General features: G+C 71.9%; 18 protein-coding genes and 1 pseudogene. 16 read left to right on the forward strand and 3 right to left on the reverse strand.

From position 1 onward, the window contains the following. Positions 1 to 76: 76 nt before the first annotated feature. From ACFY6S_RS18740 to ACFY6S_RS18750, 3 genes are all read right to left on the reverse strand, one after another. A complete protein-coding gene (locus tag ACFY6S_RS18740) occupies positions 77 to 256 on the reverse strand; it encodes a hypothetical protein (RefSeq protein WP_388818705.1) in 180 nt (59 codons plus the stop codon). Beyond that, positions 220 to 645, reverse strand: coding sequence for a hypothetical protein (locus ACFY6S_RS18745; protein ID WP_388818708.1), 426 nt, complete (start codon positions 643 to 645; stop codon positions 220 to 222). Before ACFY6S_RS18745 ends, ACFY6S_RS18740 begins: the two co-directional genes overlap by 37 nt. Positions 646 to 708: 63 nt before the next feature. Next, positions 709 to 1317, reverse strand: coding sequence for a hypothetical protein (locus tag ACFY6S_RS18750; RefSeq protein ID WP_388818710.1), 609 nt, complete (start codon positions 1315 to 1317; stop codon positions 709 to 711). Between the two features lie 275 nt (positions 1318 to 1592). On the opposite strand from ACFY6S_RS18750, the gene ACFY6S_RS18755 reads away from it, so the two are divergent. The 16 genes and pseudogenes from ACFY6S_RS18755 to ACFY6S_RS18830 all read left to right on the forward strand — a co-directional run bounded on the left by ACFY6S_RS18755 (position 1593) and on the right by ACFY6S_RS18830 (position 19076). Further along, positions 1593 to 2246 carry a GntR family transcriptional regulator gene (locus tag ACFY6S_RS18755; protein WP_388818713.1) on the forward strand — a complete coding sequence of 218 codons (654 nt, stop codon included), beginning with the start codon at positions 1593 to 1595 and terminating at the stop codon, positions 2244 to 2246. Further along, positions 2233 to 3144: a dihydrodipicolinate synthase family protein gene (locus tag ACFY6S_RS18760; protein WP_388818717.1), complete on the forward strand. Its 912-nt coding sequence runs from the start codon at positions 2233 to 2235 to the stop codon at positions 3142 to 3144. The genes ACFY6S_RS18755 and ACFY6S_RS18760 overlap by 14 nt, the downstream gene beginning before the upstream one ends. Next, positions 3141 to 4871, forward strand: coding sequence for an L-arabinonate dehydratase (gene araD, locus ACFY6S_RS18765; protein ID WP_388818720.1), 1731 nt, complete (start codon positions 3141 to 3143; stop codon positions 4869 to 4871). Before ACFY6S_RS18760 ends, araD begins: the two co-directional genes overlap by 4 nt. Positions 4872 to 4975: 104 nt before the next feature. After that, the gene (locus ACFY6S_RS18770) at positions 4976 to 5938 is read left to right on the forward strand and encodes a carbohydrate ABC transporter permease (RefSeq protein ID WP_388818723.1); all 963 of its coding nucleotides are present in this window, start codon (positions 4976 to 4978) and stop codon (positions 5936 to 5938) included. Next, complete coding sequence (locus tag ACFY6S_RS18775; protein WP_388818726.1) at positions 5935 to 6840, forward strand: carbohydrate ABC transporter permease; 906 nt, start codon at positions 5935 to 5937, stop codon at positions 6838 to 6840. Before ACFY6S_RS18770 ends, ACFY6S_RS18775 begins: the two co-directional genes overlap by 4 nt. Further along, positions 6837 to 7985 carry a Gfo/Idh/MocA family protein gene (locus ACFY6S_RS18780; protein ID WP_388818729.1) on the forward strand — a complete coding sequence of 383 codons (1149 nt, stop codon included), beginning with the start codon at positions 6837 to 6839 and terminating at the stop codon, positions 7983 to 7985. Before ACFY6S_RS18775 ends, ACFY6S_RS18780 begins: the two co-directional genes overlap by 4 nt. Continuing rightward, a complete protein-coding gene (locus ACFY6S_RS18785; RefSeq protein WP_388818732.1) occupies positions 7982 to 8881 on the forward strand; it encodes a PmoA family protein in 900 nt (299 codons plus the stop codon). The genes ACFY6S_RS18780 and ACFY6S_RS18785 overlap by 4 nt, the downstream gene beginning before the upstream one ends. A 259-nt stretch (positions 8882 to 9140) precedes the next feature. Then, positions 9141 to 10082: pseudogene (locus tag ACFY6S_RS18790) on the forward strand (pectinesterase family protein); the annotation flags it as partial. Positions 10083 to 10179: 97 nt separating this feature from the next. Continuing rightward, entirely contained in the window at positions 10180 to 11535 is a 1356-nt protein-coding gene (locus tag ACFY6S_RS18795) for an ABC transporter substrate-binding protein (protein ID WP_388818735.1), read from the forward strand. A gap of 181 nt (positions 11536 to 11716) precedes the next feature. Further along, entirely contained in the window at positions 11717 to 12553 is an 837-nt protein-coding gene (locus ACFY6S_RS18800) for a rhamnogalacturonan acetylesterase (protein ID WP_388818737.1), read from the forward strand. Positions 12554 to 12565: 12 nt separating this feature from the next. After that, positions 12566 to 13894, forward strand: a complete 1329-nt coding sequence (locus ACFY6S_RS18805; protein WP_388818740.1) for a polysaccharide lyase family 1 protein — start codon at positions 12566 to 12568, stop codon at positions 13892 to 13894. 660 nt (positions 13895 to 14554) lie between these two features. After that, a complete protein-coding gene (locus tag ACFY6S_RS18810) occupies positions 14555 to 15643 on the forward strand; it encodes an aKG-HExxH-type peptide beta-hydroxylase (protein WP_388818743.1) in 1089 nt (362 codons plus the stop codon). After that, positions 15640 to 16779, forward strand: coding sequence for a YcaO-like family protein (locus ACFY6S_RS18815; protein WP_388818746.1), 1140 nt, complete (start codon positions 15640 to 15642; stop codon positions 16777 to 16779). Before ACFY6S_RS18810 ends, ACFY6S_RS18815 begins: the two co-directional genes overlap by 4 nt. 23 nt (positions 16780 to 16802) lie before the next feature. Beyond that, positions 16803 to 17549, forward strand: coding sequence for a class I SAM-dependent DNA methyltransferase (locus ACFY6S_RS18820; protein ID WP_388818749.1), 747 nt, complete (start codon positions 16803 to 16805; stop codon positions 17547 to 17549). A gap of 18 nt (positions 17550 to 17567) precedes the next feature. Then, positions 17568 to 18770 carry a cytochrome P450 gene (locus tag ACFY6S_RS18825; RefSeq protein WP_388818752.1) on the forward strand — a complete coding sequence of 401 codons (1203 nt, stop codon included), beginning with the start codon at positions 17568 to 17570 and terminating at the stop codon, positions 18768 to 18770. 6 nt (positions 18771 to 18776) lie between these two features. Then, the gene (locus ACFY6S_RS18830) at positions 18777 to 19076 is read left to right on the forward strand and encodes a ferredoxin (protein ID WP_388818754.1); all 300 of its coding nucleotides are present in this window, start codon (positions 18777 to 18779) and stop codon (positions 19074 to 19076) included. The last annotated feature ends 49 nt before the right edge of the window (positions 19077 to 19125 follow it).

A 19125-nucleotide genomic window follows, 5' to 3' on the forward strand; every position in this document is an offset into this window, starting at 1 on the left:
CGGGCGCCGCCCGTCTCCCGGTCCGCCGGCCGGCCCCAGCGGCCGGTCGGCGGACCGGGGGTGGCCACGGGGACGGTCACTTCGGAGCCCTGTCACCCACGAGTGCGAGGTTCTCGATGGCGGCGAGTCCGAAGAGGGCGGTCTCGTTGCGGTTGATCCGGAGGCTCTCGTAGCCCGGTTCGAGGACGTCGGGTCCTTCGAGTGGTGTTCTGTCCCACTTCATGGCCGAGGTGCAGGCGTCGCTGTCGTAGAGCATTTCCCAGGCTTGCGGCGAGTTCCGCGTCGTCCAACTGGGCGGCGGCGTGGGTGTCCTGGCGCGAATGGCCCTGGAAGAGCAGCGGGCTGCCGACGTTCGTGCCGTGTGGGCCAGGTCTGCGCGGGGACGGCCCTGCCGTCCTCGGTGGTCAGGGCGAACGCCGTGCCCGCCGGGTGCCTGCCCCGGCTCCACGGCACACCGAAGGTCGAGCCGGGCGGCGCGCCCGGTCCGCCGTCCTCCGGCCAGCCGACGCCGACGGGGTCGTCGGCCGGGGCGGCGCGGGGGCCGCCGGCGTGGGTGTCCTGCCCGCCGAGCGCCCAGCCGGCCCGGGTGGCGGCGCCCGCGACGGCGGCGGCGTTGAGCAGGGACCTGCGAGGGATCGGAGACATGCCGTATTGCTTTCATGTCCATGACACCAAGCGGTACGGGTGCGGCGTGCGGCGTGGGACGGTTCAGCGGGCCGGGTGGCGGCGTTCGACGGCCAGCGCCGCCGCGGCGACCACCCCGAGCGCGGGCGCGGCGAGCGGCAGGGCGAGCCACGCCGACACCGGCACCACGGCCAGGCCGCAGATCAGCAGCAGCGAACCGGCGGGGTCCCGTACGGTACGGCGCCCGGCGCCGCGCAGCAGCGCCCGCCACGAGGCGCCGGGCCGCCGGTTCACGGCCGCCCGGGGCCCGGCGGCGAGCAGGCCGAGCAGGGCCAGCACGCCGACCGTACCGGCGAGCGGCCCGCCGGGCAGCCCGGCGCGTACGACGACCAGATCGGCGTAGAGCAGCCAGGCCGCCGCCCAGCCGGCCACTCCGACCAGCCAGCCGCGCCGGGCGGCGGCCCGCGGGTCCGCCGTGAACTCCCGCCAGGTGGAGACCTCGTGGGCCAGCACCCGGCGCAGATGCGCGGCCCCGGCGGCGAACGCGGCGGGCAGGATGAGCAGGGGCAGGGCGGCCAGTGCGATCCACACGCCGGTCAGCAGACACTCGGCGAAGACACCGAGGCACCGCATGAGGCCCGACTCGCCCCGTGCGGCGATCTCGTGACGGCGCGTCGGGTCGCTCGCGCCCATACCCGGCTCAGCCCTTCAGTCCGGAGGTGGCCGTTCCGTCGATCGGATGGCGCTGGAAGGCGAGGAAGAAAAGCAGCACGGGCAGCAGGGCGATCCACGGCCCACGTCAGCGGTTCGGACGACATCTGTCGAAGCGCTTCACCCCGCGCCTCGGGCGACGACCGGGAACCTCGTACCACTTCTGCGCGAAGCATTGACGAAACATTCGGAGCGCCTTAGCTTCATCGCGTCGTACTTCGTACGTCATATATGAGACACGAGATCTGAGAGCGCCGATGGCCTTCGCCCCGAGTCCGATCCCCTCCCGCACGCAGTACGTTCTCGAAGCGATCAAACACTCCATCCTCACGGGCGGGCTGAGTCCGGGACAGCCGCTGGTGGAGACCGAACTCGCCGCGCGGTTCGGAGTGTCGAAGACGCCCGTACGGGAAGCGCTCAAGACCCTGGCCGGCACCGGTCTGGTGGTCATGAGCCAGTTCAAGGGCGTCACCGTGCGCACGGTCGACGCCGCCATGGCCCACGAGGTCTACGACGTACGGATGCTCCTCGAACCGGAGGCGCTGCGGCGCTCGCTCTCCCGCAGCGCCTCGCTGGAGCCCGCGCGGGAGGCGCTGGTCAGGGCGGACGAGGCGGCGGACCGGGCCGAACGCTCCCTGGCGAACCGGGAGTTCCACCGGGCGCTGTATCTGCCCTGCGGCAATCCGCTGCTGGCCAGGATGCTCGACGAGGTACGCGACCAGGCGGCCCTGGTCTCGACCGTCGCCTGGGCCGCCGTCCCGTCCTGGGAGCGGGAGGCAGCCGAGCACCGGGAGATCCTGCGCCTGGCGCTGGCGGGTGACATCGCCGGAGCCGTACAAGCCCTGCACGATCACATCGCCTCCTTCGTAGAGCGGGCGTTCCCCGAGGAGACCACCCATGAGCAGCCCTGATCTCACGACCTCGCGCGACGCGCTCGCCGATGTCGTCGCGATCCCCGTGACCCCGTTCACCGCCGACGACACCCTCGACACCGACGCGCACCGGGCCCTGCTGCGCCGACTGCTCGACGGCGGCGTACGCACACTCACCCCCAACGGCAACACCGGCGAGTACTACGCGCTCAGCCCCGACGAGCGCCGCGAGGTGACCGAACTGACCGTCGAGGAGGCCGCTGGACGCGCCGAGATCCTCGTCGGCATCGGCCTCGACGTGCCGACCGCCGTGGCCTCCGCGCGCCACGCCCGCTCCGTCGGGGCGCGCATGGTGATGGTGCATCAGCCCGTACACCCCTATGTGTCGCAGGACGGGTGGATCGACTACCACCGCGCCGTCGCGGAGGCGGTGCCCGAGCTGGGAGTGGTCCCCTACATCCGCAGCGCGCGGCTGCGCGGTGAGACGCTCGCGGCGCTCGGCGAGCTGTGCCCCAATGTCATCGGCGCGAAGTACGCCGTGCCGGACGCCGCCCGCTTCGCGGCCTTCGCGCGCGACGCCGGCCTGGAGCGGTTCGTCTGGATCGCGGGGCTCGCCGAGCTGTACGCGCCGTCGTACTTCGCCGGCGGGGCCACCGGATTCACCTCCGGTCTGGTCAATGTGGCCCCGGCCGTCTCGCTGGGCATGCTGGAGTCGCTGCGGGCCGGGGACTACGCGGGCGCCATGAAGGTGTGGGAGCAGATCAGGCCCTTCGAGGAGCTGCGCGCCGCGAGCCAGTCCGCCGACAACGTGACCGTCGTCAAGGAGGCGCTGGCCTCCCTCGGACTGTGCCGGCGCGATCTGCGGCCGCCGAGCCGCGAGCTGCCCGAGGAGCGGCGCGCCGCCGTCGCCGCGATGGTCGCGGGGTGGGCGATATGACGGTGAAGCCGGAGCAGCTGCGCAGCCACCAGTGGTACGGCAGTGACATCGCCTCGGGGCTGCGCTCGTTCAGCCACCGGGCCCGCACCCGTCAGCTCGGCTATCTCCCGGAGGAACACCTGGGCAAGCCGGTCATCGCGGTCCTCAACACCTGGTCGGACATCAACCCCTGCCATGTGCATCTGCGCGAGCGGGCGCAGGCGGTCAAGCGCGGGGTGTGGCAGGCCGGCGGCTTCCCGCTGGAGTTCCCGGTCTCCACGCTCTCCGAGACCTTCCAGAAGCCGACACCCATGCTGTACCGCAACATGCTGGCGATGGAGACCGAGGAGCTGCTGCGCTCCTATCCGGTCGACGGAGCGGTGCTGCTGGGCGGGTGCGACAAGACGACACCGGCGCTGCTGATGGGCGCGGCCAGTGTGGATCTGCCGGCGGTCTTCGTACCGGCGGGGCCGATGCTGCCGGGGCACTGGCGCGACGAGGTGCTGGGTTCCGGTACGGACATGTGGAAGTACTGGGACGAGCGGCGCGCCGGGCTGATCGGCGACGCGGAGCTGGCCGAGCTGGAGAACGGGCTGGCCCGCTCCCCCGGCACCTGTATGACCATGGGCACGGCCTCCACGCTCACCGCCGCCGCCGAGGCGCTCGGCGTGACCATGCCCGGCGCGTCGTCCATCCCGGCCGTCGACTCGGGGCACGAGCGGATGGCCGCCGCCTCCGGGCGACGCGCCGTCGACCTGGTGCTGTCGGACCTGCGGCTGTCGAAGCTGCTGACCCGGGAGGCGTACGAGGACGCGGTGGCCACCGTCCTCGCGCTGGGCGGCTCGACCAACGCGGTGATCCATCTGATCGCGATGGCCGGGCGCTCCGGGATCCGGCTCACCCTGGACGACTTCGACCGGATCGCGCGCACCGTCCCGGTGCTGGCCGACCTGCGCCCCGGCGGGCGGTATCTGATGGAGGACTTCCACTTCGCCGGCGGGCTGCCCGCCTTCCTGACCCGGCTGACCGATGTCCTGCACCTGGACCGTCCGACCGTCGCGCACACCACGTTGCGCGAGCAGCTCGACGGTGCGCTCGTCCACAACCGGCGGGTCATCAGGGAGCGGGAGGACGCGCTCGCGCCGGAGGGCGGGGTGGCGGTGCTGCGCGGCAACCTCTGCCCGGACGGCGCGGTCATCAAGCACATCGCCGCCGAGCCTCGGCTGCTCAAACACACCGGTCCCGCGATGGTCTTCGACGACTACCGCACGATGCAGCGCACCATCAACGACCCGGATCTCGCCCTCACCCCCGACCATGTGCTGGTGCTGCGCAACGCGGGCCCCAAGGGCGGCCCCGGGATGCCCGAGTACGGCATGCTGCCGATCCCCGACTATCTGCTGAAGCAGGGCGTGCGGGACATGGTGCGGCTCTCCGACGCCCGGATGAGCGGGACGAGTTACGGCGCGTGCGTACTGCACATCGCGCCCGAGTCGTATGTCGGCGGCCCGCTGGCGCTCGTGCGCACCGGGGACTCCATCACGCTGGACGTCGAGGCCCGCAGTCTCCATCTCCACGTGAGCGACGATGAGTTGGCGCGGCGCGGGGCCGAATGGACCGCACCGCCCGAGCGGTTCGGGCGCGGCTACGGCGCCCTGTACAACGAACAGATCACCCAGGCAGACACCGGCTGCGACTTCGCCTTCCTCGCCAGGCCGGGCGAGGTACCCGACCCGTACGTGGGCTGACCGGGCGGCGGCCGCCGCCTCCCCTCTCCGCCCCACCCCCCACTTGTCCCACTGGTCAAAGATCGTCTGCGAAGCGCTTCACCCACGGAACGGAGAAGCAAGTCATGGCCTCAGCTGTGGCGCAGGACTCATCAGGGGCTCCGCCCCGCGCACCCGGCCCGGCCGGCAGGAAGCCGACGCGCCGTACGGGGGTGTCGGCCCGCCGGCTCCCGTATCTGCTGATCGCCCCCGCGGGGCTGCTGATGCTGGGGTTCATCGCCTATCCGATGCTCAGTGTCTTCTACTACAGCCTCCAGAACTACAACGTCACCAAGCCCTGGCGGAACGGCTTCGCGGGCCTCGACAACTTCCGGCGCATCTTCACCGACGACCCGCTGTTCTGGGACAGCCTGGTCTTCAGCGGCAAGTGGGTCGTCACCGAGGTCACCCTCCAGCTGGCCTTCGGCCTGGTGCTGGCGCTGCTGGTCAACCAGACCTTCCTGGGCCGCGCGGCCGCCCGCGCGCTAGTCTTCTCCCCGTGGGCCGTCTCCGGTGTGCTGACGACGACCATCTGGCTGCTGCTCTACAACCCGTCGACCGGAGTCGGCCGCTATCTCGCCGACGCGGGCGTCGGCACGTACGGATCGTCGGTGCTCTCCGACACCGGCACAGTCTTCTGGGCCGCCGTACTGGCCGAACTCTGGCGTGGCGTACCGTTCTTCGCGATCCTCATCCTCGCGGACCTCCAGTCCATCCCCGGGGACCTGTACGAGGCGGCCTCCGTCGACGGGGCCAATCGCTTCCGGCAGTTCTTCCACATCACCCTCCCCCATCTGCGGGACGCGATCATCCTGTCCACCCTGCTGAGGGCGGTGTGGGAGTTCAACAACGTCGATCTGCTGCTCACCCTCACCAAGGGCGGCCCGGCCGGTGTCACCACCACACTGCCGCTGTACGTGGCGGTCACCGGCTTCGAGGCACACGACTTCGGCTACGCGACCGCCCTGACCACCGTCGCGTTCGCGATTCTCCTCTTCTGCTCGATTCTCTATCTGCGCCTGAGCAAGTTCGGAGGCGACCACAAGTGACCGCCGTCATCGCCGAGAAGAGCGCGTCGGCCGCGCCCGAGGACGGCGGCCGACCGTCTCCCCCGGTCCGCCGGAAGAAGCGGGAGCGCGCCTTCGACGAGGCGCCCAGGTGGCAGATCTATCTGCCGCTCGGCCTCTATCTGCTCTTCACTCTCGTGCCCTTCTACTGGATGCTGCTGTTCTCCGTGCGGCCCGCCGGCTCCGACTCGCTGGTGCCGTGGCCGATGACCTTCGAGCACTTCGAGAAGGTGTGGAACGAGCGCGCCTTCTCCGTCTTCTTCCAGAACAGCGCGCTGATCGGGGTGGGCACCCTGATCTGCACGACGCTGGTCGCGCTGGCCGGTGGCTACGCTCTGGCACGCTTCGACTTCCGTCTCAAACAGGGCTTCATGCTGGCGCTGCTGTGCTCGCAGTTCATCCCGGGCGCGCTGATGCTGGTGCCGCTGTTCCAGATCTTCAAGAACCTCCAGCTGATCAACTCCCCGGTGAGCGTGGTCATCGCGGAGACCGTCTTCCAGCTGCCGCTGTCGATCATCCTGATCAGCGGGTTCATCAAGAACGTGCCCTACTCCCTGGAGGAGGCGGCCTGGGTGGACGGCTGCTCGCGGCTCCAGGCGTTCCGTATCGTCGTCCTGCCGATGCTGCGGCCGGGACTCATCGCCGTGGGCTCGTTCGCCTTCGTGCACAGCTGGAACCACTTCCTGTTCGCGCTGATGTTCCTGATGGACCAGGACAAGCAGACGATCCCGGTCGGACTCTCGACGCTCATCGGGGCGGACAGTGTGGACTTCGGCGCGCTGGCCGCCGGCGGTGTGATCTCGGCGGTGCCGGTGGTCATCGTCTTCGCCTTCATCCAGAAGTGGCTGATCAGCGGCTTCAGCGCCGGGGCGGTGAAGGGATGAGCCTGCCCGTGGTTCTGGCCGGGGCGCGCGGGCACGGCCGTACGCATCTGCTGAACATCCGCCGCCTCCAGGAGGCCGGACTGGTCAGGCTCGTGGGGATCTGCGAGCTGACACCGCTCGGTGCCGAGGAGCTGACGGGCCTCGGCGAACCGGCGCAGTCGGCGGACCTCGGTGAGCTGCTGGACCGTACGGGCGCGCGGATCGCCGTCATCTGCACGCCCATCCACACCCATACGGAGCTGGCGCTCACCGCCGCCTCCCGAGGTGTGCACACCTTGCTGGAGAAACCCACCACACCGTCGTTCGCCGCGTACGAGGGGCTGCTGACCGGGCTGGAGAAGTACGGTACGGCCTGCCAGGTCGGCTTCCAGTCACTGGGCTCCCACGCGGTGGAGGCGATCAGGAAGCTGATCACGGACGGCGCGATCGGGGAGGTGCGCGGAATCGGCGCCGCCGGCGCCTGGGCGCGTGACGAGGCGTACTACACCCGGGCGCCCTGGGCCGGCCGCCGCACCCTGGACGGGCGGGACGTGGTGGACGGGGTGCTCACCAATCCGCTGGCACACGCCCTGGCCACGGCGCTGCGCATCGACGGCTCGGACCGGGCCGACTCCGTCGGCGGCATACGGCTGGAGCAGTTCCGGGCCAATGACATCGAGGCCGACGACACCACCTGCCTGCGGCTGCTGACGGGCGGGGGCACTGCGGTGACGGTCGCCGTCACCCTGTGCGCGGAGCGGCCGGACGAGCCGTACGTGCTGATCCATGGGGCGAGCGGCCGGATCACCTTCTGGTACAAGGAGGACCGGGTGCTGCTGCAGCGCGCGGGCCGGGGCCCGGAGCAGACCGAGTACGCCCGTACCGATCTGCTGGAGAACCTCGTCGCCCATGTGCGCGAGGGTGCGCCGCTGCTCGTACCGCCGGAGCGTACGGGCGCCTTCATGCGGATCGTCGAGTCCGTCAGGACCGCGCCGCTGCCCGCGCCGCTGCCCGCCGACGCCTGGTACAGCGCGCCGGGCGGGACCGGACCGCGCCGGATCGTCAGGGGGATCGACGCCCTGGTGGCCCGGAGCGCGGAGTCCCTGTCCACATTTTCCGAGCTGGGCGCGGGCTGGGCCGCGCCCCCGGCGGAGGTGCACTCATGAAGATCGAGCCGCGCGTTTCCGGCGCCGCCGAGGCGACGGTCCTGCACTGCGACGGCCGGCCGGTGGCCACGTACACCCACCGGGCGGACCGGGCGCGCATCCCGGCGACGCTCTCGCCGCGCCCCTATCTGCATCCGGTGCGCACGCTCGGCGGGGTCGCGGTCACCGAACTGCGGCCGGCCGACCACGCACACCATCTGGGCGTGTCCATGGCCGTTCCGGACATCTCGGGGGCGACCTTCCCCGGCGTCAACTTCTGGGGCGGGCGGACCTTTGTGCGCGACCAGGGGCCGGTCGAGCTGGAGAACCACGGCACGCAGGAGCACACGGGCTGGCTGCTGCGTGACCCGGACGGCTGTGTGCAGGAGCTGTCCTGGACACACCGGGGAAGGGAGCTGCTCAGGGAGCGGCGGACGATCAGCGCCGGCGCGCTCTCCGCCGAGGCGTGGGTACTCGACTTCACCTCGGCGCTGACCAATGTGTCCGGCGAGGACCTGTCCGTGGGCAGCCCGGCCACCAACGGCCGGCCGGGAGCGGGGTACGGCGGTTTCTTCTGGCGCGCGCCCCGCGAGGAGACGGACGGCGGGGCGCCGGACGTCTTCACCGGGGACGCGACGGGCGAGGAGGCGGTGCACGGGCGCGCCGCCGACTGGCTGGTGCTCGCCGGGCGCGACTGGTCGCTGCTGTTCTGCGGCGGGAACGCGGAGACCCGCGCCGACCCGTGGTTCGTGCGGACCTCCGGGTATCCCGGGGTGGGCTCCTCGCTGGCCTGGGAGCGGCGGCTGCCGCTGCCCGAGGGCGGGAGCACCGCCCGGCGTGTCGTCACCGTCGTGGTGGACGGCCGGCTCGACCGGCCGGGCGCGGCGGCGCTGGCCCGTAAGGCCGTGACGGCGTGAGCGCCGGGCCCGCCGGGTGGCCCTGGCGCCGGACCGCGTCCGCCGTCCGGCCGGAGGCCACTCGGCGGCCCGGCCCCCGGAGCCTTGTCCGATCTCTGTGAGGAGAGCCGCAATGTCGCACCCGCACCGCACACGTTTGCGCGCCGCAGGCGTCGCACTCACCGCTCTGACCGTCCTGTCCTCCGCTTTCGTCGCGGCACCCGCCCCGGCCCACGCGGACGCACCCGCGCACCCGGGCGCCGGGGCCCGGCCCGCCCGGACCGTGCTGAACGTGCCGGCCGGGTACGCCACCGTGCAGGCCGCCGTGGACGCCGTCCCGGCGGGCAATACGCGGCAGGTGACGATCTCCATCGCCCCCGGTACGTACCGTGAGCAGGTCCGGGTGCCGGCGACCAAGCCGCATCTGACCTTCCAGGGCACGGGACGCGACCGGTCCCGGACGGTGATCGTCTTCGACACCCCCAACGAGTACGGCGGTTCGAGCGGCAGCGCCACCGTGCTGATCGCGGCGAGCGATGTCACCGCCCGCAATCTGACCTTCGTCAACGACTTCGACGAGGCGGCGCACGAGCTGGCCAACGAGCAGGCGCTGGCGATGAAGACGACCGGCGACCGGATCGTCTTCGAGAACACCGCCTTCAAGGCCAATCAGGACACCTTGATGACCGACAGCCCGGCGCTGAACCGGGTCAGCCGGGTCTACCTCCGCGACTCGTACATCGAGGGCGACGTGGACTTCGTCTACGGGCGGGCCACCACCGTCATCGAGCGTTCGGTGATCAGGGCGCTCAGCCGGGGCTCCGACACCAACAACGGCTACATCACGGCGGCTTCGACCTGGAAGGACAATCCGTACGGCTTCCTGATCACCGGCAGCCGGGTGCTCAGCGACGCCCCGGCGGGCACCTTCCACCTGGGCCGGCCCTGGCATCCGGGCGGTGAACCGGACGCGGTGGCGCAGGTGCTGTTCCGGGACACCGAGCTGCCGGCGGCCGTCAAGTCCTCGCCGTGGACCGACATGAGCGGCTTCTCCTGGAAGGACGCCCGCTTCGCCGAGTACCGCACGTACGGGCCGGGTTCGGCCGTGACGTCCGACCGCCCGCAGCTGACGGCCGCCGAGGCCGCCGGTCGCGGGGTGGCCGACTATCTGCGCGGCACGGACGGCTGGGCGCCGCAGAACGCGCCGCGTACCCACCACTGAGCACGCACACGCCCTGCCGCCCCTGAGCACGGACACACCGCCCGGCGCGGGGCGAAACACCGATTTCCCGAGACATCCCGAAAGAGAAGAGCCGGCCATGAACATCCACAGGACATCCAGCAGAGGCAACCCGTTCGCCGGGCGGACGGCCGCGGCCGTCTCACTGACCGCCGTCCTCGCCCTGACGGCCACCGCGTGCGGCGACGACGGAAGCGGCGGGGGCGGCAGCGAGGGCTCCGGCAAGGGCGAGATCACGCTGTGGGACAACAACACCGGTGAGCGCAGGGAGATCTGGGCACAGATCATCAAGGACTTCGAGAAGGAGAACCCGGACATCCACGTCAAGTACGTGGGAATCCCGATCGACCAGGTCCAGGCGAAGTACGACACGGCCATCGACGGCGGCGGGCTCCCGGATGTCGGCGGGGTGACCACCGCCTACCTCTCCAATCTGGTGATACGGGACGTGCTGGACCCGGTGGGCGACCGCGTCGACGCCAGCGGCCTCAAGGGCAAGCTGGTCCCCACCATGGTCGACAGTGTGAAGGCGGCGGGCGGGCGCGGGACCGGGATGTACTCCGTGCCGACGTCCAGCAACAACGGCACGCTCTGGTACCGCACCGACCTGTTCTCGGCCGCCGGCCTCAAGGCGCCGACCACCTGGTCCGCGTTCTACGAGGCGGCCGAGAAGCTCACCGCCGCAGGGAAGAACCGCTTCGGTTACACCATCAGGGGCGGCGCCGGCTCCATCGCGCCCACGTTGGACGCCATGTACGGGCAGTCGGGCATCACCTCCTTCTGGGACGGCGACACGACCACCGTCAACGACCCGAAGAACGTGGCGGCGCTGGAGAAGTACGTCGCCATGTACAAGAAGGTGACGCCGTCCGCCGATGTCAACAACGACTTCATCAAGATGGTCGCGCAGTGGGACAACGGCACGATCGGGATGCTGACCCACAACCTGGCCTCTTACCAGGACCATGTGAAAGCACTGGGCAAGGACAAGTTCAAGGGACTCGCCTATCCGACGGCGGAGGACGGCTCGCGCGTCCAGGTCTCCAACCCGATCGACGGGCTGGGCCTGTTCAAGAACAGCAAGAACAAGGCGGCGGCCTGGAAACTCATCGAGTTCGCCGCCTCGCACAAGTCCAACAGCGCCTGGAACGAGTCGGCGGGCTCCATCCCCGCCAACACCGACGCGGCCTCCGACACGTGGGTCAAGGACGCCGAGCCGACCGCCACCGCGATGAAGGCACTGAGCGACGGTTCCACGAAGATCGTCGATCTGCCGTACTACCTGCCCGACTGGAACACCATCAGCAAGAGCGGCAACGAGCCGAACTTCCAGAAGGTGCTGCTCGGTGACATGACCGCCAAGGAGTTCGCGGACAAGATCGCCAAGGAACTCAACGCGGCCCAGGCGGAGTGGAAGGAACAGAACAAGGACTGATCCGCCGGGCCGGGACGGGAGGGAGCGGGCCGGTGCGGTGCCCGTGGTTCCGGGGGCTTCCCGCCCACGGTTCCACGGGCCACCGCTCGGCGCGTCCACGGGCCCGCCCCCGCCCCCGCTCGTCACCCCCTCCCACCGATTCCCACCGACTCCCACCGACAGGAAAGCGAGGCACATCGGCGTGTCCCTCTCCCGAAGACAGGCCACCGCGGCCCTCTCCGCGCTGCCGCTGGCCGTGGCGGCGGCCCCCGTCGCCTCGGCGGCGGCCGGCGGGAGCGGCCGCCCGGACAGATCCCCGGGAACGATCCACATCGCCGGGGACTCCACGGCCGCGGACAAATACGCGAGCGCCGCACCCGAGACCGGCTGGGGCATGGCACTCCCCTTCCTGCTCAGGAAGGACATCGCGGTCGCCAACCACGCGGTCAACGGCCGCAGTTCGAAGAGTTTCCTCGACGAGGGCCGACTGGCCGCGATCCTCGGTGTGATCCGGCCGGGCGACCTCCTGCTCGTCCAGTTCGGGCACAACGACGAGAAGTCGGCCGATCCCACCCGCTACACCGAGCCGTGGTCCACGTACCAGGACTGTCTGCGGCAGTACCTGCGCGGGGCCAGGGACGCCGGCGCGCGCCCGGTGCTGCTCACCTCGGTGGAGCGCCGCAAGTTCGACGCGGCGGGCGACGCGGTCGCCACCCACGGCGAGTATCCGGCGGCGATGCGCGCGCTGGCCGCCGACGAGCGGGTGCCGCTGCTCGACATCCAGGCGGCTTCGCTGGCGCTGTGGCAGCGGCTGGGGGCGGAGGCGACGAAGCCGTACTTCCACTGGCTCCTGCCGGGCGAGTCGCCGAACTATCCGGACGGCGTCTCGGACAACACACACTTCCATCCGCCGGGCGCCATCGCGGTGGCGCGTCTGGTGGCCCGTGCGCTGCGGGACGAACGAGTGCTCGCCGCCGGCGACATCCGCCGTCTCGACGACGACATCCCCACGTCCTGGCTCAGCTGGCTCGACGACTGAAGGAGTACCACCATGCGTCTCTCGAAATGTCATGCTCGCATCACCACTACGGCGTTGGCCTGCGGCATGGCGCTCACCCTGACCGCGCTCGCGGCGCCCGCCCAGGCGCGTTCCGGGAGCGCGGGACCCGCCGCCGAGCGGGCCGCGCTCCCCGCGGGCGACGGCTGGGCCGCCGAGTCGGGCGGCACCACCGGCGGCCGCGGCGCCACCGCTGACCATGTCTACACCGTCACCACCTGGGCGGAGTTCAGAGCGGCGCTCGGCGCGGCCGGGGACAGTCCGTCGATCATCCGGGTGAAGGGCACTCTGGACGCCCTCTCCGACAGCGCGGGCGCTCCGCTCACCTGCAAGGACTACGAGGCGAAGGGCTACTCCTTCGAGCAGTACCTCGCGGACTACGACCCGGCGGTCTGGGGGTACGACGAGGAGGTCAGCGGCGAGCAGGAGGATCTGCGCGCCGCCTCCGCCAAGCTCCAGGGTGCCCAGGTGAAGGTGAACGTCCCCGCCAACACCACCGTCGTGGGGGTGGGGAAGAACGCCCGTATCCTCGGTGGCAGCCTCCAGGTCAAGGATGTCGACAACGTCATCATCCGCAATCTCACCTTCGAGGACGCCTTCGACTGCTTCCCGCAGTGGGACCCGACGGACGGTGCGTACGGCGAGTGGAACTCGGAGTACGACAACCTGGTGCTGTACGGCTCCACCCATGTCTGGGTGGACCACAACACCTTCACCGACGGACGCCACCCCGACAGCCAACAGCCTTACCACTTCGGCCGGTTGTACCAGCAGCACGACGGTGAGCTGGATGTCGTCAGGGGCGCGGATCTGGTCACCGTCTCCTGGAACGTCTTCAAGGAGCACGACAAGACCATTCTGATCGGCAACAGCGACAGCCTGACCGCTGTCGACCGGGGCAAGCTGCGGGTCACCCTGCACCACAATCAGTTCAAGGACCTGAAGGAACGGGCGCCGAGGGTGCGGTTCGGCCAGGTGGACGCGTACAACAACCACTATGTGGTGCAGAAGTCGGGCTACGGCTACTCCTTCGGCATCGGTTTCGAGTCCAAGCTGGTCGCCGAGAAGAACGCGTTCACCGTCCCCAAGGGCGTGGGCGTCGGCCAGATCCTCAAGAAGTGGTCGGACGCACCGGTCACCACCACCGGCAATGTCGTCAACGGCAAGCCCGTCGATCTGCTCGCCGTGCACAATGCCGAGGTCCCCGAGGAGACCCTGCGGGCCGGCGCGGGCTGGACCCCGGTCCTGCGCGCATCCGTGGACGACCCGCGCGCCCTGCCGCGCCTGGTCGACGGCGGAGCCGGCGCCGGAAAGCTCCGCTGACCCGAGGCCCTTCGGGTCCCGGCGGGGGTACGGGTACGGGGCGCGCCCGCCTCGTACCCGTACCCCGTCGCCGCGTCTCCGTCGCCGTCGGGGGCGCACTGGGGCGCCCAACCTCCTCCCGGCGTACGCTGGTGGGACTCGGTGAGCGGCCGGATTCACGACGGGGGACGGTTCCGGACCAACCTCGGTGCGGACCGTCGCCGTCCGCTCGGCGCGGATGCCCGTCTTGCGCGGCACGGCCCCCGCGTGCGGGGCCGCCCGGGACGTGCGGAACAGACGGCCTCGGGTGGCCCTTACCGGCGTGTCGACAGGGAACACACCTCTCCGGCGCGACGGGCAAGACGTGTTCCGGACTTTTGAGGCCGGTCCGGATATGCGCGGCATCGGCCGGGCGTGCTGGCGGGCCCCGAAACACTGCCCCACCATGACGGCTGCCGGTGAGTTCCCGCCGAGAACGGTGGGACCGGTGCGGTGAAGGGAGCAGTCATGAACGAGGACATCACGCAGGTCGAGGACTCGGAACTCCCCGAGCTGGCCCTCATGGTCGACATCCCCGACTTCGACGGGGAGTGACGCGCGTCGTCGCATCGCGCGGCGGGCCTCCGGGCCCGCCGCGCGTCCCGTGCCGGGCCGGTGGACGGAGAGGGGAGTTGACGCAGGGTGCGTGTCGAGGCTGACGTGAGCGGAGCTGTCGAGGACCGGCGGGCGGTGCTGGAGCGGATGCGCGCGGTGCTGGACCGGCTGGGACACACCGGGTTCACCGAGTCCGGCCCGCCCGCCGGGTCCGGGGAACCGTGGCCCGCGCTCACGGCGGCGGCCGTGTCCGATGACGTACTGCGCCGGCCCGCCGCTGTCGAGGCGGTGCACATGGCGCAGCGCGCGCTGCGCTCGGACCTGTCGGCGCGGGAGCCGCGTGCCGCGCTCGCCGCCGTACTCGACCGGCTCGCCGGGGAGGGCCCGTCGGCCTTCGGGCCCGCTCCGCCCCAGGACCACTTGCGGCGCAGTGTGTCCCGCGCGCTGCGGTCCATCCCGGCCCGCCGGGGCGTCGACGGCTCTCCGGTCACCGCCGGGGTCGTCGCGTGGGACGCGGACCAGCGGCAGGTCCTGGTGCGGGCCGTCGGTCTGCTCACCGAGGCGTGGCCCGAGATGACGGGCGAGTTGACGGAGACGGTCACCGAGGTGGCGCTGCTCGACGGCGATGCCATCGACGGGTTCACGGACTTCACCGTGCACGGCGCGGTCCTCGTGCACCGGAACCGGCTGACGGCGAGCGCCTCGGGGCTGCCGGGGCCGGTGCGCTGCGCGGAGGCGCTCGTCCACGAGGGTACGCACAACCGGTGCAACGCGGCGGCGGTGGCGGGGCCGTTCCTGCTGCCGGAGCCGACGGAGGACCACCCCGACCGGGCCGGCGGTCCCGGCCCCGCCGGCGATCCCGCCGGAACCGGCGATCCGGGTGGGTCCGGCCGGCCTGCTCCCGGCGCGCTGCTGGTCGACACTCCGCTGCGCGCCGACCCCCGCCCGCTGAGCGGTCTTCTCCAGCAGACCGTGGTCCTCGCCCGCAGTGTGCTCCTGTACCGCAGACTGGCCGCGCTGGGCACGGTGGGGCGGGCGGTAGCGGCACGGGAAGCCCGGCTGGTGGCGTCCGCGCGGCAGGCGGTGGACACACTGACCGCACACTCCGGGGCACTGACGGACGGCGGGCGCGCGCTGCTCGGCGAGTGCGCCGCCGTGGCCCAGGGGCGGCCGTGAGCGCTCCGCAGCCGCGGGTGAACCCCTGGGCACCGCAGGTCTTCACTCCCTACCCGGACACACCGGGGCTGCTGCTCGCCCGGGTCGCCGCCCGGTCGACGGTGTTCGGGGGCACGAGCGCCGCCGGCGGCGAGCCCGTGCTCATCGGCAGCGCCGCCGGTCACGACCGGAAGCTGGTGGCCACCGGCGCCCGGGGCGAACTGCTGGAGCGCATGGGCAATGTGCTGGCCGGGCGGGAGGCCGAGGCGGCCGGCGGGACCGTCGCGACCTACGACGAACTGCTGCGCCGCGGCGTACCGGTGCGCAGGCCGCCCGTACTGCCATGGGCCCGGCGGCTGTGGGTCAGGGCGCACACCACGGCGGGCGAGGAGCGGTACGTCCCGGCCGCCTCCGTCTTTCTGCACCACCGCCCGCCGGCCGGCTGCGCCCCCGAGCCGGCCGCGGGCTCCACCGGCATCGCCGCGCACCCCCACCGGGTGGCGGCGGCCCGGCACGCGGCCTGGGAGGTGCTGGAGCGTGATCTCGTACGGCGCAGCTGGTACGGGCTCGCCGACGGGCGGCCGCGCCGGGTCGAGGCCGCGTGCGCGCCGGTGGCCGGCGCGGTCCGGGCCCGGGGACTGGTGACCACGGCGTTTCTGCTGCCCGCGCCGGCCGGCACCGCGTGCGCCGTCGTGTGTCTGCACCGGCCGGACGGTTCCGGGCAGGCGTTCGGGGCGCGCTGCGGGCCGTCCGACACCGTCGACGCGCTGGTCGAGAAGGCCGCGTACGAGGCGGTCATGGTGCGCTGGAGCATGGAGAGTCCGGTCGCCCTCCGCACCTGGGAGCAGTGGCGTGGCAGCGGGCCGCCGGCCACCGCCGTGCAGCACGCCCTGTGGACCTATCACCGGCAGGACAGTCTGGCGCTGTGGAACGTGGCTCCCGGCCCGGTGGGGTGCGCGGGCCGGGGCGCCCGGGAGCGGGCCCGTACCGATCCCCTGAGCGTCCTGGCCGAACACACCGGCCGGCAGGTGCTGCTGGCCGAGACGAGCGGGAAGCCCGCCCGCGACGCGGGGGTCAGGGTGGTGCGGGTGCTCGCGCCGGGCGCGCTGCCCCTGCCGTCGGGACCGGGACCCGGTCACCCCCATCCCTTCGGTTAGCGACCATCCCAGTGAGGAGCCGTATGCGCCCCGCGGAACAGCGTCCCCGTGCCGGTTACGCCACGGAGTTCGCCGACGAGTACGACCGCTGGTTCGGAAAGCCGAGAACGACCGGTGCGACGGTGGAGGCGCTGGTGTCGCTCGCCGCGCTGTCCGGTGGCGGGCGGGTGCTGGAGCTGGGCGTCGGCACCGGCCGGATCGCGCTGCCGCTGCGTGAGCGCGGCCTGTCGGTGCACGGGGTCGACGGGTCGGAGGACATGGTCCGCCAACTGCGCGCCAAGCCGTCGGGCGCCGATCTCCCGGTGGTCATCGGGGACTTCGCCGACGTTCCGGTGTCCGGCAGTTTCTCGCTCGTCTACCTGGCGGGCGGCACCTTCGGTGAACTGCCCGACCAGGAGAGCCAGTCCCACTGCTTCGACCGGGTCGCCCGGCATCTGGAGCCGGGCGGTCTGTTCGTCCTCGACGCGCACGTCCCCGAGGCACTGGCGGCGGTCACCGGCCCGGACATCGTCTCCGAGGGCGACGGCCATCTGGTCCTGTGCTACCGCAGACTCGATCCGTCGGTGCAGCGCTACCGCTCGCACTACGTCATCCACGAGGACGGCCGCACCCGCCATCTGCGGGTCGACTTCCGGTACACCGGCCCCGGCGAACTCGATCTGATGGCCCGTCAGGCAGGTCTGCGGCTCAAGGAACGCTGGGCCGACTGGAGCGGCGCGCCGTTCACCCGGGACAGCGCCGCACAGGTCTCCGTGTACGAGAGGCCGTGACACCGGATGGGAGAAGCCATGGAGCACCGCAGGCGGCAACGGACCGGGGAGATAAGGCCGTTTCCCTTTCCGCACCGGGACGGCCTCGATCCGCTGCCCGAGTTCGCCGAGCTGCGCCGCGACGAACCCGTCGCCCGGATCAGGCTGCCCTCCGGAGACCTGGCGTGGCTCGTCACCCGGCACGCCGATGTCCGCCGGGTGCTGTCGGATCCACGGTTCAGCAGGGCCCGTGCCACCCGGGGCGACGGGCCCCGGATCAACCGTACGACCACCCTGCCGGATTCCCTCCTGGCCGCCGATCCACCCGACCACACCCGGCTGCGCAAGCTCGTCGCGCCCGCGCTCACGGGTCGGCGCGCCGAGGCGATGCGCCGTGACATCGGCACGCTGACCGCCGAACTGCTGGCGAAGCTCGCGCCGCTCCCCCGCCCCGCCGATCTGGTCACCCACTTCACCCGCCCACTGCCGCTCGCCGTCATCTGTGACCTGCTCGGCACACCCCGCTCGGACGGCGACCGGCTCGACGGCTGGTGCGACGCGCTGCGCAGTGTCACGGCGATGGAGGACGCCCGGGTGCTGTCGGCGGTCGACGAGATGACCGGCTATCTCGGCGGGCTGCTGCGCGCCAAACGCGCCCACCCCGGCGACGACATGCTCAGCGCCCTGATCGCGGCGCGCGACGACGACGACCGGCTCAGCGAGGAGGAACTCCTCTCCTTCTGCGTGGTGTTGCTGTCCGGCGGCTACGGGACGACGGCCAACCGCCTGGCCGGAGCGGTGCATCTGCTGCTGGCGGAGCCCGCACGGTACGAGCGGCTGTGCCGCGAACCCGCGCTGATCCCCGGCGCGGTCGAGGAGTTGCTGCGTTACGCGCAGAGCACCGTGGGCGGCAATCTCCGGGTGGCCACGGAGGAGGTGGCGCTCGGGGATGTGATCATCCGGGAGGGCGAGGGCGTCGTGGCCGTGACGGGATCCGCCAACCACGACGAGCGCGCGTTCCCGCACCCCGGTCTGCTGGACCTCACCCGCGAGGTCCACTCGCATCTGAGCTTCGGTCACGGCGCCCACTTCTGCGTCGGCGCGCAGCTCGCACGCGTCCAGCTCCAGGAGGCACTGGCCGGTCTGACCCGCGAGTTCCCCTCGCTGTACGCGGCCGGCCCCGCGAGCTGGAAGCGCGGCCTGAGCAGCCGGGCGCCCCGGTCCCTGCCGGTCGGCTGGTGACGTCGGATGCCGCCACGGACCGAACGCCCGGACGGCGCGGACCACGCCGCGCACAGGGACAGCGCGGATCGGACCTCGGGGGGCGGGCCCACCGGCCGCGCCGCGCACCTCGTGGTGGACCGGGCCCGGTGCATCGGGACGGGGCTCTGCGCGGCGACCGCGCCGCGACACTTCGTCCTCGACGCCGACCGTCGCTCCACTCTCCGCCCGGACGCCGGCGACCCCGATGCCGCCGACGCCGCGGACGCGATGGCACTCTGCCCGATGGAGGCGATCGCCCTCGTACCGGGGGCCGCCCCGGCCTGACCCGGACGCGGGCCCGTACGCGGGTACGCGGGGCCGTATGCGAGGCCGG

Source organism: Streptomyces sp. NPDC012835 (genome assembly GCF_042900885.1).
GTDB lineage: Bacteria > Actinomycetota > Actinomycetes > Streptomycetales > Streptomycetaceae > Streptomyces.